Here is a 12,684-nt window from a genome sequence, read left to right as displayed (position 1 = left end):
AGTCGGAGTGAAAATCCTTAGCGTGCTATATTTTCCGTTTCCTGAGACGACCCCTAACTGAAGACATTGACGGTGGATGGGCTGCAATGGGAATTAAAACCTCTACAGAGTTCACAGCGGGTTGCAAGCGTTGGGTTGAGTTGAGGTTATCGGATTGGAAGTGGAGGGCTGCCATATGATTGCCATCTCTGACATAGCGTTTTAAGGTATTTTTCTAGGGCGTATTGATGTTTCAACGTATTAACAATCATACGAACAACCTCATTCTCTCAGGTCATTTTCTTCTTGCCGATGGGTGATTTTTCGCCGATAAGCACTTGGTGATACACCAAACCAGCGTTTAAACGCGCGCCGAAAATTAGCAGAGTCGTGGTAATTCAGTAAGCTGGCAATTGCCTCGACCGATATTTGAGGGTCATGTAAATAACTACTGGCTTTCTCAGATAAAATCCGATCTCGAATCAGCCGGTAACTCGTGTTCTCTTTGACCAGACGTCTGGCCAGCGTACGCTTATTCATAAACAAGGCTGCAGCCAGATCCTCTTCACTCAGTTGCCCGAGCGGATAGGACAGCATGGCTTTTTGCACTTGGTAGGTGGTGCTGTGTTGTTGGGTCTTGAGCCGGTTGAGGATCATTTCGCATTGTTGCATCGCCAGCAGATAGCTATCGTGCTGCGCGGATGCATTGGCAATCAAGCACAACTCGGTCGGCACTCGGATCGACAGTTGTGGCTGATCAAACTGATAGGTACCGGCAAGATAATCCGCGTAACAGGCATGATGATCGGGGGCGGGATGGCTAAACTGAATCACCGCCTCGGTCAGCGGTCGTCCAACAATAAATTCGGCACATTCCGAAAAAATCACCGCAACAGTTTCGGACAGTAGCCGATGTACTGCATGACTCAAGGTCTGCTCAAAGAAAATCAAGCAGGTCGTCCACTCAGCATTGGTGTGTGTTTCGAGCCTAATCAAACTCATACGGGTCGGCAAAAAAGTTTGAAACGCTTGTAACACGGCCAATAAGTTCGGGCTGCTATTGATTAAAAAGCCCATCGAGCCATGTGTTGACGGCGTGAGCCGCTGCCCTAAACGCAAGCCAAACTGATCGGATGCGGACAACTCCAAGCTATTTTGTAAGATTTGAATCTGTTGGCTGGCCGTGATCATCGTGTCGTCACGCATCAGTTGTTCAGCGGTCAGCGTGGTGAATTTTAATAGTTTAGGTAGGTCACGCGCCTGCAAGTCCAGCTCTCGGCCAATCAGACGGGTATAGCTACAGGGGATATTAGCAGATTCACTTGTACTGGCGAGACCAGTCAGCAGACTTGGATGCAACATGGCTCAAACACCTCAATAACAGACCAGTATGAAAGAACATCGACTAGAAAAATGCAATCGACGATGGGGCTACAGCGCCATAATCGTCTTTTAATGACCCTATATTGTCAACAAGAGACCTGTAAGCAGTATGGATACATGTCTATTATGAGTAAAGAGGGATGGCTATTTTCATCGGCGTCACCAGCAACCGTATACCACACAGGAGTAGTAATAATGGGTCAAATTACATTGATCGAGTATGACGGTACCGCCACCGTACTTGACATCGAAGCGGGCAAGTCGCTGATGCAACTGGCTATCGATCACGGCGTATCCGGCATTGATGGAGATTGCGGTGGCGAATGTGCTTGTGGAACCTGTCATGTGATCGTTGACGGTGCTTGGCTGGCGGCGACAGGACAGCCCAATGACGAAGAGGCGCGCATGCTAGAGATGGTACCAGAAGGTACGGCGTCGTCTCGTTTGGCGTGCCAGATTCAATTGTCCGATGCAATGGATGGCATGGTGGTGCATTTGCCTGAGTTTCAAATGTAGTGACGGCAGATTTCAACAGCTGTTAAGCATCATCATTGAGGAATGAATCATGAAAAACATGCAAGCCACACTAAACCAAATTTCAGCCCTGCTGCCGATACCCATGCATTTACAAGTGAAAGGCATGCAGGTGTTCCAAAAGGTCAAGCAACGGGTGACACAGGCGCAACCGTTCCCTGATTTTGTAGAAAAGCCAATCCCCGATGTTGCCACGCTCAAGCTCGAAGACATCGATATGAGCAATCCGTTTTTATATCGACAGCATCAATGGCAGTCATACTTTAAGCGGCTACGCGACGAGCGTCCTGTTCATTACCAAAAAAGCAGTCCATTCGGTGCATTTTGGTCGATTACCCGTTATGACGATATTGTGTTCGTGGACAAATCCCACGAGCTGTTTTCGGCGGAACCGGTGATTGTGATTGGCAAGCCGCCCGCCGGACTGGATGTGGAAATGTTTATTGCAATGGATCCGCCTAAGCACGATGTGCAGCGTCAAGCGGTACAAGGTGTGGTCGCACCGAAAAATTTAAAAGAAATGGAAGGGCTGATCCGCAGTCGGGTACAAGAGATTTTGGATGATTTGCCGCTCGATACGCCGTTTGATTGGGTGGAGCGGGTGTCCAAAGAAATCACCGCACGCATGCTGGCGACCTTGTTAGATTTTCCGTATGAACAGCGGCACAAGCTGGTGTACTGGTCTGATACGTTGGCGGGCAGCGCAGAAGCCACGGGCGGTGAGATTAGCGACAACGATGTGCTTTTTAATGCCGCCGCTGATATGGCCAAGCAGTTTGCCGCGCTGTGGCATGCCAAGGCGGCTCAGCAAGCGGCAGGTGAGCCGATGGGATTTGATTTGATTAGCTTAATGCTGAGCAATGACGATACCAAGGATTTGATTCACCGTCCGATGGAGTTTTTGGGCAATTTGGCCTTGCTGATTGTCGGTGGGAATGACACCACGCGGAACTCCATGACCGGCGGGGTATATGCGCTGAACCTGTTTCCTGAGCAGTTTGTCAAACTGAAAAACCAACCGAGCCTGATTCCAAATATGGTGTCCGAGATCATTCGCTGGCAGACCCCACTGGCGTATATGCGTCGCATCGCCAAGCAAGACATCGAGATGCACGGCCAAACCATCCGTAAGGGCGACAAGATCTTAATGTGGTATGCCTCGGGCAATCGTGACGAGCGGGTGATTGAACAGCCAGATGCGTTTTTGATTGATCGTAAAGGTGCACGCAATCATTTGTCATTTGGCTTTGGTGTGCATCGCTGTATGGGCAATCGCTTGGCCGAGATGCAGTTGCGGATTCTGTGGGAGGAGTTATTGCTTCGCTTCGACAATATTGAGGTATTGGGTGAGCCAGAGTTGGTGCAGTCTAACTTTGTGCGCGGCTATGCCAAGATGATGGTCAAACTGACTGCCAAAGCGTAGGTATCAAAATAGGCGACAGAGGCATTTTGCAACTGTCGTCGGCAACAATTGATGCTGTGCATCAACCATGAACTGAGTGAATTCATATGCAAACAATCGTCATCATTGGCGCAAGTCATGCTGCGGCGCAGTTGGCGGCAAGTCTGCGGCCAGATGGCTGGCAGGGCGAGATTGTGGTGATCGGCGATGAGCCGTATTTGCCGTATCATCGACCGCCGTTGTCCAAGACCTTTTTATGCGGTGCACAACTGGTCGATGAGTTATTGATTCGGCCAGCCGCTTTTTATCAAAAAAATCAGATCGAATTTCGGCACGGGCGGGTGGTTGCGATTGATCGGGCAGCGCGCAGCGTGACACTACAAGATGGCAGTACGCTTGCGTATGACCAGTTGGCGCTGTGTACCGGTGCACGAGTCAGGACGGTGTCGCTGGCTGGGTCTGATTTGGCAGGTGTGCATTATCTTAGAAATATCAGCGATGTACAGGCTATCCAGCCATTTGTACAACCCAACGGCAAAGCAGTGGTGATCGGTGGTGGCTATATCGGTCTTGAAACAGCCGCCGCATTGACCGAGCAGGGCATGCAGGTGGTGGTCTTGGAAGCCGCCGAGCGGATTTTGCAGCGGGTAACTGCACCGGAAGTGTCGGACTTTTATACGCGGATTCATCGCGAACAGGGTGTGACGATTCATACCGGTGTGTCGGTCACGGCGATCACGGGTGAGGGGCGGGCGCAAGCGGTGCTGTGTGCCGATGGTTCGATGTTCGATGCAGATCTGGTGATCATCGGGGTCGGGGTTGTACCGAATATCGAGTTGGCGCTGGACGCGGGCTTGCAGGTGGACAATGGTATTGTGATTGATGAGTATTGCCGTACCAGTGCGCCAGAGATTGTGGCCATCGGGGATTGTGCCAATGCGTTTAATCCGATTTATCAGCGGCGGATGCGCTTGGAGTCGGTACCAAACGCCAATGAACAGGCCAAAATTGCCTCGGCGACCTTGTGTGGCTTACAGCGGACCTCGAAGAGTTTGCCTTGGTTTTGGTCAGATCAGTATGATCTAAAGTTGCAGATTGCGGGACTCAGTCAGGGGTATGATCAGATCGTGATTCGGGGTGATGTGCAGCAAAGGCGTAGCTTTGCAGCGTTTTATTTGCAGGCGGGTCGCCTGATTGCGGCGGATTGTGTGAATCGTCCGCAGGAGTTTATGCTAAGCAAAAAGCTGATCACGGCTGGTACGGCGGTCGATCCACTGCGGTTGGCGGATGAGTCGATTGCGGTACAGGCGTTGATGGGGTAGCTTAAAACTACATCAGGCTAGATTTGCATTACGCTGATTCAGATGTTAATCAGAATGGCATCGATAGATACCTGTGAGAGCAAGTCAGGTGCAGCTTTGGCTTTGTGTAATTCACCACCCGTGATCGCAAACACGATGGGTAATCCATACCCATCTACGGCAAGATGGATCTTACTTGTCTTGCTACCTCGACTTAAGCCAATCGCCTCCTGATCGTGAGTTGCAGCACGTGCATTATGTTGATGTGCCTTGACGTAATTGCTATCCATAACCCCTACTCTATATCAGAGTCAGTAGATAAAACCCTGAGTATGCTTTGGAAAAAACCTTTTGCTGACCAGTCGTTGTATCTTTTGTAGAGATTAGGCTGCTGACCAAACTCAGTCAGGAGGTAGGTCTAGCCATGGACATTTCACCCACATTCTGTAGAGCATGGCTTCTACGGTGAGCCGTAAATTTGGTTTGTGATCAATGTCCTGTTGCTTGAGCATAGGAGAAATCTTTGCTCAATGTTGGTCGTTCAGCATAAAGCGTGGCATGGTGGACTCGGATGGGGAGAGCTTTAATTCTCTGAGTCTGCCTCCAATTTGCAATCAATATTTTCAAACGTCAACACACTCTAATGTAAAAAAACTAACATTAAAAAAACACCTCTGCCAAAAGGTCTGGTAGCTATATTCGATGTCAAAGATGATCTGGCTCACCTGCTGCGTTGTTAACTCATTCTATCAAATTTTGAGGACAGGCTTGACATTTGGTCAATCGACCAATATATATTCAAAATATGCATTTGGTCATTTGACCAATACCCGTTGAATTCTTGTGTGATATTTGCTGTGCCTGACCAAGGTGAAAAATATTGCTCAAGGTCAAATGTGATAGCAGGTTTACAGACATTCGATGCCTTTACAAGGAAACTCTCGCCATGACTCATATGATCAATATCCAGCCACGTAAGCCGCGGTTTGATTTAAGTGATGTTCCAGTTTTTTGGAACGACGGTGACCCGGTGTTAACACGCTTCTTTGATGCACTTTCTATTCACTTCCCCGATGGAGAGCGTTTTTTTATTCAGTCGGTGCGTAACTATCAGGATCTGGTCACAGATCCTAAACTGAGAGAAGATATCAAAAACTTTTTTCGCCAAGAAGCGCAACATGGCATTGTGCATGACCAGTATAATGCGGTGATGCAGTCGCAAGGCATTCATGTCGAAAAGGTCATCGCAAGATTCAAATTATTTATTCGGCTCTCCCAAAAACACCTGCCCGCCAAGTATCTGTTGGCCATGACAGCTGCCTTTGAACATATTACTGCTGTACTAGGCGAGGGTGCTATGGAGGGTGAGGGTGAGATGTTCAAGAATGCTCATCCCGCAATGCGTGCCATGTTCATGTGGCATGGGGTAGAAGAAGTCGAACACAAAACAGTAGCCTTTGATGTTTACGAAACAGCGGCAGGTGGGGGGTATTTCACCCGCGCATCTGCTTTGATTATCGGAACGCTACTGGTACATGCGGTGGTTGGCTCAGTTCTTTGGCATATGTTGAAAATTGACAAACTACAAGGTCAGCCATTGGTGCTTGCTAAGGGATTTTATCGCCTCTATGGACCACGTGGCCTGATTACCAGACTTATTCCACGCTATCTGGACTGGTTTAAGCCAGGTTTCCATCCTAGCGACACCGAAATCCCAGAAAAGGTTAATTCTTGGCTGGCTGAATATGATAAGCATCAAGACCCTATGGAAGCGTCACGAATTGTTTTTAATGTCCCCATTGCAAAAGCTGTATAGATCAGGAGAGACCGTGAAAGACTCGACTCGACTTGACCAAGTCGAGTAACCTGTCTTATTGATATAATGTTATGAGTCAAACTATGTTGAGTAGTGAATCTACGCGAGTCGAAGTTGCTGACCGCGAGAGAGTATTAGCCGCTTCTGCCAAGCTGTTTCGAGAAAAGGGTTTTGAGCGTACCAGTGTGCGAGAAATTGCCAGTGCTTGTGGTATTCTTCCAGGCAGTCTGCATTACCGCTATCGTAGTAAAGACGATATTTTGGTTGATATGATGCGGCTTGCTATTGAGAGAACTATTTACAGGATTGTTGAGGCGACTTCCGCGATTCAAGATCCACTCAAAAAAATGCAATCGGCACTGCAGACACATGTCGATATCCTTATGTCGGGTGACGATATGGTTTATGTGTTGTTGTTTGAGTGGCGCTCGGTACATGGAGTCGCACGTGAGCAGATTATTGCTGAGAGAGACAGATACGAGCGATATTGGCAGACAATTCTTGATGATCTGCAGTCTTATGGTTGTATCCGAAACGATGTGGATGCAGATCTGTTAAGACTGATTGGGCTAGGAGCAATAAACTGGGCTGCCACTTGGTATAAAGAAAATGGTAAGTACAATCTTGAACAGATCGCGGATGCGATATGGCAGATGATGACAAGAGGCATCCTTAATCCAGATTTTCACGAAGAGGCAAAAAACCTGTGACCAACTATAAGACTCCATCCCGTATCACGCACGCCATCGGGAGGCATTGTGGCAGCTCCGCAATTCGTGATTTGCTCGAGTTTAATGGGCTGAATATTTCCGAGGCCATGTGCTTTGGATTAGGCTCAGGGCTTGGCGTGACCTATTTGGAAATGGCTGACGCCCCTGTGCCATTTTTAGTGCATGTGCGGTCTTTGGGGTTTGAAGCGCGCGTATTTGAAAGTATCGGTATACCCTTTGAGTGGCAAACCTTCGAGTCACCCGAATCGGCAGCCACCGCGCTGGAGAAATGTTTGGATGCGGGTCACCCCACCCTGTTGCTGACGGATATTTTTTATTTACCTTACTTCAACAGCAGCACGCACTTTCCCGGTCACGCCATAGCCGCTTGGTCGAGAAATCCAGAGACAGGTGCGGTATTTGTCACCGATACCGAGCGTCCGAGTGTTTTGTCGGTGACGCGAGAGGCACTGACCCGCGCACGTTTTTCTACACAGCCCCCATTTATTCACTATGGCAATATGTTCACGCCCACCGCGTTTCAAGGCGAAATTACCCCCGAGATGATTACCGGTGTCATCCATGACAACGCCAAGTCATTAGCTGTGAGTGGCATATCGGCACTGGAAACATGGCTGGCCGAACTGAGTCGTTGGGGAGCCACAGGCGATTGGCACTGGACGACCCGATTTGCCTACCAAATTATTGAAAAGCGTGGCACAGGTGGCGGCGGCTTCCGCAAAATGTACGCTGAATTCCTTGATGAAGCGGTTCACTATGACGCAAGTGTACAGCAATATCGACTGCCCCTGTTAATGAGGGCTTGCGAAAAAGCATGGACGGCATTAGCCATGTGTTTGAAGTCTGCCTCGGAAAGCACAAACTTTCCATATGCCGCCATTGAAGAGGCCATTGTGGCGGTGATGCAGGCCGAACGTAATTATACAGATGCCGCCCTTGCACTTTGAGACGTGCCGCTAATTTTTTCGCAATAAAATCAGCCAGCAATGGCGGGAGTTCAAAAATGGACAGTAATAACACGGCACACCTGACCATGGCTAAGGCGTTTTTTGGTACTAATCACCCTTTATTCAATATGTTCAATATTAGTGTTGGTGCAGTGAGCGATGGTCATGCCGAGATGACGATGCCCTTCTCTGAGCAACTCTCTGACCGTAAAGGCTCACTGCATCGAGGGGCTTTGGTGACGCTGCTGGATACGACTTGCGGCTTATCTATTTTTTCGTCATTGCGGTCGTTAGAGCCGATTGCCACTATTGATTTGCGTGTCGATTTTTTGCGACGTATTCCCTCTGCGGTAGGTTTAAAGGCGATAGTGGATTGCATTGGTAGAACCGATACGGTGGCCTTTATCACGGGCCGAGCGGTTGCAGAAGACAGTGGTGAGCTACTGGCTACTGTCACTGGTTCTTTCGCAATCGGCACGATGGGACCCTCTTTTGACAGCAATGAAGCGCGAGGCGAGTGATATGAGTATAGTAAATCAGATGAGCGCGGAAACACCCCCACTAAAATTGTGTGACGAGCCTTTTGTCGATTTTCTAGGTTTTCGTGAGGAAATGCAACATGGAGAAATACAGTACTTTATGGACTTTCGTGATTCGCATATCGGCAACCCGATGATTGGCACGTTTCATGGCGGCATTCTCGCGAGTTTTGGTGAAGTGGCCGCCGCCGCCTATCTTGCCCGTCAGCGTGGTGATAATGAGCTGCCCTTATGCTCCACGATGACCTTTGATTACCTGCGGCCAGCATTTATAGGTACGTTACAGGCAGTCCCCAGTATTGTTCGTGCGGGTCGGCGCATTACGACAGTATCGGTTCAGTTACTACTTGATGGCAAGTTGGTTTGTATCGGTCGATTCCTGTTTACGGTTAGCAGCAAATAAAATTGGAGCAAGCTCAGTTCAGGATGCCGACCCTGTTTTACTCAGAAAAATTTTCAATAGATAGACAAATAATATCAAATAGCTGGAACTACTACTGATACCGATACAGCGTTGGCGCAGAAATCCCAAACTCCTTCGCCAATGCTCGCTTGGTTTTGTAGTCGCCAGATTCAAGACGTTGATGCAGCAGAGCCACTTGTTCAGGAGTCAGTGACGGCTTACGGCCCTTGTAGGGGTCGTCTCAGGAAACGGAAAATATAGCACGCTAAGGTTTTTCAATTGCGCGCAATGGCCTAAATTTTCCACCACCTATCTTGGCTTTGCTTCGCCATAGATAATCCCCAGTTAAATTGATGTGCTCCCACCCCAGCGGTGACAGATATTGCAGCAAGGTATCATCGACTGTGCGACCATGCCCTCGTAGGGCGTTAGTCGCTCTCTCTAAATAAACCGTGTTCCACAATACAATGGCGGCGGTCACTAGATTCAAGCCACTGGCTCGATAACGCTGTTGCTCAAAGCTTCGATCTCGAATCTCACCCAATCGATAAAAGAAAACGGCGCGCGCTAATGCATTACGGGCTTCACCTTTATTTAATCCAGCTTGAACCCGACGGCGTAGTTCTACGCTTTGCAACCAATCCAAGATAAACAGTGTGCGCTCAATACGCCCCAGCTCTCGTAATGCCAATGCCAAACCATTCTGTCGTGGATAACTACCGAGTTTACGTAGCATTAGCGACGCTGTGACAGTCCCTTGCTTGATTGATGCGGCCAGACGCAAAATATCGTCCCAATGAGTACGAATCTGTTTGATATTCAGTGTGCCGCCAATCATGGGTTTAAGTGCGGCATAGTCTATGTCTGACTTTGGAATATAGAGTTTCGTATCGCCCAGATCACGAATTCGTGGTGCAAATCGAAACCCTAGCATGTGCATGAGTGCAAAAACATGGTCGGTGAATCCAGCCGTATCGGTGTAGTGTTCCTCGATGCGTAAATCAGACTCGTGATACAGCAGCCCATCAAGAACATAGGTTGAATCACGAACGCCCACATTGATCAGCTTACTGCTAAATGGTGCGTATTGATCAGAAATGTGTGTATAAAATAACCTTCCAGGCTCTGCGCCATATTTTGGATTGATATGTCCTGTACTTTCAGCTCTGCCACCTGCGCGGAAGCGTTGGCCATCTGATGAGGAGGTAGTGCCATCTCCCCAGTTTTCAGCGAAAGGTTGTTTCAATTGAGCATTCACCAATTCGGCCAATGCCGTTGAATAAGTTTCATCACGGATATGCCAAGCCTGTAGCCATGAGAGTTTGGCATAAGTTGTACCAGGACATGATTCGGCCATTTTCGTCAGCCCTAAATTAATTGCATCAGCCAGTATGGTCGTGAGCAATAACGCTTTATCCTTCGCAGTGTCATCCGTTTTCAAATGAGTGAAGTGTCGAGTAAAGCCTGTCCATTCATCGACCTCCATTAATAATTCGGTGATCTTGATATGTGGTAACAGCATTGCTGTTTGGTCAATTAAAGTTTGGGCTGTATCAGGAGCCACGGCATCGAGAGGTGTTATTTTTAGACCAGATTGATTGATCATCGCATCAGGCAAATCGTTGGTCGCTGCCATGCGATTAATGATTGCTAATTTCTGCTCCAATAGTGAAAGGCGACTTTGCAAATATAGATCACAATCAGTAGTAATGGTTAGAGGTAACTCATTGGACTGTTTTAGCTGATTAAATTTATCAGCAGTCACTAAATACTCATCGAAGTCTTTGAATTGGCGAGAGCCTTGTACCCAGAGATCCCCAGCCCGTAGCGAGTTTTTAAGTTCAGATAACACACATATTTCGTAATAGCGGCGATCAATACCATCATCGGTAAAGACTAGTCTTGCCCACCGTTTTTTGATAAACGCTATTGGAGCATTAGAGGGGATTTTTCGTGTATTATCAACATTCATGCTGCGGAGCAACTCTACAGCGGCAAGCATATCTTTTGCTGCTGGGGCAGCACGCAATTTAAGTATGGCAAGAAGTTCTGGCGCGTAACGGCGTAAAGTTGCATAGCTCTCGCCAATTCGTGGTAAAAAATCAAAGTCTTCGGGTTGCGCCAGTTTTTCTGCCTCAGTAATACTTGCTGCAAAAGCATCCCATGAAATAACAGTTTCGATGGCGGCAAACGGATCACTGCCATTTTGCTTGGCATCTAGCAAGGCTTTCCCGATAAGCCCATACAAACGCACTTTGTCGTTGATCGCTTTACCTGATGATTGAAATTGTTGCTGGTGTTTATTTTTTGCGATAGCAAATAGCTTTCCAATAATGCGATCATGCAGGTCAATAATTTCGTCGGTGATCGTGGCCATACTCTCCACAACGATTGCTACCAAAGTGGCATATCGACGTTGAGATTCAAATCTGGCCAAATCAGCAGGAGTCATTTGCCCACCTTCGCGAGCAATTTTCAGTAAGCGATTTTGATGAACGTGTTTTCCAATGTCTTCAGGTAGATCGATGGCTTGTAAGCACTTCAGCCGCTCAATGTGCTCAAGCATGTACTTTGAGTTTGGTTTAGCTGGTGACTGTCTAAGCCACCCCAATATTGTCAGTTTGCTGCCCTCTTTACGGTTCAGCAAAGCATCTATATTTTGACGATGAGTTTCTGAAAGTGAGCTCGTCAAAGCAGTATAAATTATGCGGTTGGCAGATGTGATTGCTTCTGCGCAAATACTATCAATTGCATTTATAGCTGGCAAAAGGACTGATTTTTGTCGTAAATTTTCAACGAGAGTTGTGGCTAAAATAAGACCTTTATCTGTCTGAAGGGACAAATCCACCATCATATTGACCGATTGCCGATAGTCACTCAAGGTGAATAGTTTGAACCCAAAAACTTTTTTCAATTCGGCAATATGTTCTCGTCTTGTTTGCTCGCGCTGACCATAATCATTCCAGCAGTCCACTGATATACTAAGTTGAGCAGCCATCATGAAAAGTAAGGGTTTGAATGGTTCGTCGTTAATACCCAATATCACTCCAGGGTAACGCATGTAGCAAAGTTGAATTGCAAAGCCTAGCTTGTTGGATGCCCCTCGATGTTGATGGACTATGGATTTATCAGAATCACTCAGAGTGTAATGCTGAAGCATAAAAGCTCTATCATCTGGAATTTCGAACAGGCTTCCCAATTCCGTGGACGACAAAATAGAATGGCGCGGCATGGCTCATTAGTCCCAAATAAACTAAACTATTAAAGGTACATTATTTTGTACCGCCACGCTTAGCTTTGCGCTGCAATTTCGCAAGGAGGTTCAATTGGGACAGAATGCGGCCATTTATTGCCGAGTATCAACGAACGATCAGTCCTGCGAACGACAGGAATATGACCTACGTGCCTACGCCAATCGTTGCGGCTACGATGTTGTCGGTGTTTGGAAAGAAACTGCATCAGGCAGTAAGGATGAGAGATTGCAAAGAAAATACTTGATGACCATGGCGCAATCTCGTGAAATCGATGCCATCTTGGTGACGGAATTGACACGCTGGGGCAGAAGCACCGTGGATCTCGTACAGTCATTACAAGATCTTGGGCATTTCGGGGTATCTCTGGTGGCACAAACAGGTTTGCAGTTTGACCT

12 protein-coding genes and 1 pseudogene are annotated in these 12,684 nt (G+C 47.7%); 9 read left to right on the top strand and 4 right to left on the bottom strand.

The features are described from left to right. Positions 1-261: 261 nt before the first annotated feature. Positions 262-1,341: an AraC family transcriptional regulator gene (locus ACTJJG_RS18810; protein WP_004658508.1), complete on the bottom strand. Its 1,080-nt coding sequence runs from the start codon at positions 1,339-1,341 to the stop codon at positions 262-264. A gap of 216 nt (positions 1,342-1,557) precedes the next feature. On the opposite strand from ACTJJG_RS18810, the gene ACTJJG_RS18805 reads away from it, so the two are divergent. The 3 genes from ACTJJG_RS18805 (at position 1,558) to ACTJJG_RS18795 (ending at position 4,620) form a co-directional block, all read left to right on the top strand. After that, positions 1,558-1,878 carry a 2Fe-2S iron-sulfur cluster-binding protein gene (locus ACTJJG_RS18805; RefSeq protein WP_004658513.1) on the top strand — a complete coding sequence of 107 codons (321 nt, stop codon included), beginning with the start codon at positions 1,558-1,560 and terminating at the stop codon, positions 1,876-1,878. 58 nt (positions 1,879-1,936) lie between these two features. Continuing rightward, positions 1,937-3,319, top strand: coding sequence for a cytochrome P450 (locus ACTJJG_RS18800; protein ID WP_009516417.1), 1,383 nt, complete (start codon positions 1,937-1,939; stop codon positions 3,317-3,319). An 86-nt stretch (positions 3,320-3,405) separates the two neighbouring features. Continuing rightward, on the top strand, positions 3,406-4,620 hold the full coding sequence (locus ACTJJG_RS18795; protein ID WP_001193555.1) for an NAD(P)/FAD-dependent oxidoreductase: 1,215 nt from the start codon (positions 3,406-3,408) through the stop codon (positions 4,618-4,620). Positions 4,621-4,658: 38 nt separating this feature from the next. Here ACTJJG_RS18795 and ACTJJG_RS18790 read toward each other — a convergent pair whose 3' ends face one another. Continuing rightward, positions 4,659-4,889, bottom strand: coding sequence for an IS5 family transposase (locus ACTJJG_RS18790; protein ID WP_004656998.1), 231 nt, complete (start codon positions 4,887-4,889; stop codon positions 4,659-4,661). A 656-nt stretch (positions 4,890-5,545) separates the two neighbouring features. On the opposite strand from ACTJJG_RS18790, the gene ACTJJG_RS18785 reads away from it, so the two are divergent. From ACTJJG_RS18785 to ACTJJG_RS18765, 5 genes are all read left to right on the top strand, one after another. After that, positions 5,546-6,415, top strand: coding sequence for a metal-dependent hydrolase (locus ACTJJG_RS18785; protein WP_000149466.1), 870 nt, complete (start codon positions 5,546-5,548; stop codon positions 6,413-6,415). 83 nt (positions 6,416-6,498) lie between these two features. Beyond that, a complete protein-coding gene (locus ACTJJG_RS18780) occupies positions 6,499-7,125 on the top strand; it encodes a TetR/AcrR family transcriptional regulator (RefSeq protein ID WP_000952904.1) in 627 nt (208 codons plus the stop codon). Beyond that, the gene (locus ACTJJG_RS18775) at positions 7,122-8,093 is read left to right on the top strand and encodes a BtrH N-terminal domain-containing protein (RefSeq protein WP_000186299.1); all 972 of its coding nucleotides are present in this window, start codon (positions 7,122-7,124) and stop codon (positions 8,091-8,093) included. The genes ACTJJG_RS18780 and ACTJJG_RS18775 overlap by 4 nt, the downstream gene beginning before the upstream one ends. A 56-nt stretch (positions 8,094-8,149) precedes the next feature. Then, complete coding sequence (locus ACTJJG_RS18770; RefSeq protein WP_000378064.1) at positions 8,150-8,614, top strand: PaaI family thioesterase; 465 nt, start codon at positions 8,150-8,152, stop codon at positions 8,612-8,614. Position 8,615: 1 nt separating this feature from the next. After that, complete coding sequence (locus tag ACTJJG_RS18765) at positions 8,616-9,035, top strand: PaaI family thioesterase (RefSeq protein ID WP_000029507.1); 420 nt, start codon at positions 8,616-8,618, stop codon at positions 9,033-9,035. A 91-nt stretch (positions 9,036-9,126) separates the two neighbouring features. On the opposite strand, the pseudogene ACTJJG_RS18760 reads toward ACTJJG_RS18765, so the two are convergent. Both ACTJJG_RS18760 and ACTJJG_RS18755 read right to left on the bottom strand, forming a co-directional pair. Beyond that, a pseudogene (locus tag ACTJJG_RS18760) lies at positions 9,127-9,249 on the bottom strand (helix-turn-helix domain-containing protein); the annotation flags it as partial. Positions 9,250-9,300: 51 nt separating this feature from the next. After that, positions 9,301-12,267: a Tn3-like element ISAcsp1 family transposase gene (locus ACTJJG_RS18755; RefSeq protein WP_004726714.1), complete on the bottom strand. Its 2,967-nt coding sequence runs from the start codon at positions 12,265-12,267 to the stop codon at positions 9,301-9,303. A gap of 94 nt (positions 12,268-12,361) precedes the next feature. Between ACTJJG_RS18755 and ACTJJG_RS18750 the strand changes: the two genes are divergently transcribed. Further along, positions 12,362-12,684 (top strand): recombinase family protein (locus tag ACTJJG_RS18750; RefSeq protein ID WP_303893148.1); only part of this gene is annotated, 323 nt, incomplete at its 3' end.

This window comes from Acinetobacter sp. 22512 (assembly GCF_052044755.1).
In the GTDB taxonomy this organism is placed as follows: domain Bacteria; phylum Pseudomonadota; class Gammaproteobacteria; order Pseudomonadales; family Moraxellaceae; genus Acinetobacter; species Acinetobacter pittii.
Note: the sequence above shows the minus strand (reverse complement) of the source record. Positions and strands in the feature narration are given on the sequence as shown.

Bases quoted from the DNA above. Each gene is read 5' to 3' on its own strand.
- ACTJJG_RS18800 (WP_009516417.1), top strand. From the start codon at position 1,937: ATGCAAGCCACACTAAACCAAATTTCAGCCCTGCTGCCGATACCCATG.
- ACTJJG_RS18780 (WP_000952904.1), top strand. From the start codon at position 6,499: ATGTTGAGTAGTGAATCTACGCGAGTCGAAGTTGCTGACCGCGAGAGA.
- ACTJJG_RS18785 (WP_000149466.1), top strand. From the start codon at position 5,546: ATGACTCATATGATCAATATCCAGCCACGTAAGCCGCGGTTTGATTTA.
- ACTJJG_RS18790 (WP_004656998.1), bottom strand. From the start codon at position 4,889: ATGGATAGCAATTACGTCAAGGCACATCAACATAATGCACGTGCTGCA.
- ACTJJG_RS18805 (WP_004658513.1), top strand. From the start codon at position 1,558: ATGGGTCAAATTACATTGATCGAGTATGACGGTACCGCCACCGTACTT.
- ACTJJG_RS18755 (WP_004726714.1), bottom strand. From the start codon at position 12,267: ATGCCGCGCCATTCTATTTTGTCGTCCACGGAATTGGGAAGCCTGTTC.
- ACTJJG_RS18770 (WP_000378064.1), top strand. From the start codon at position 8,150: ATGGACAGTAATAACACGGCACACCTGACCATGGCTAAGGCGTTTTTT.
- ACTJJG_RS18765 (WP_000029507.1), top strand. From the start codon at position 8,616: ATGAGTATAGTAAATCAGATGAGCGCGGAAACACCCCCACTAAAATTG.
- ACTJJG_RS18810 (WP_004658508.1), bottom strand. From the start codon at position 1,341: ATGTTGCATCCAAGTCTGCTGACTGGTCTCGCCAGTACAAGTGAATCT.
- ACTJJG_RS18795 (WP_001193555.1), top strand. From the start codon at position 3,406: ATGCAAACAATCGTCATCATTGGCGCAAGTCATGCTGCGGCGCAGTTG.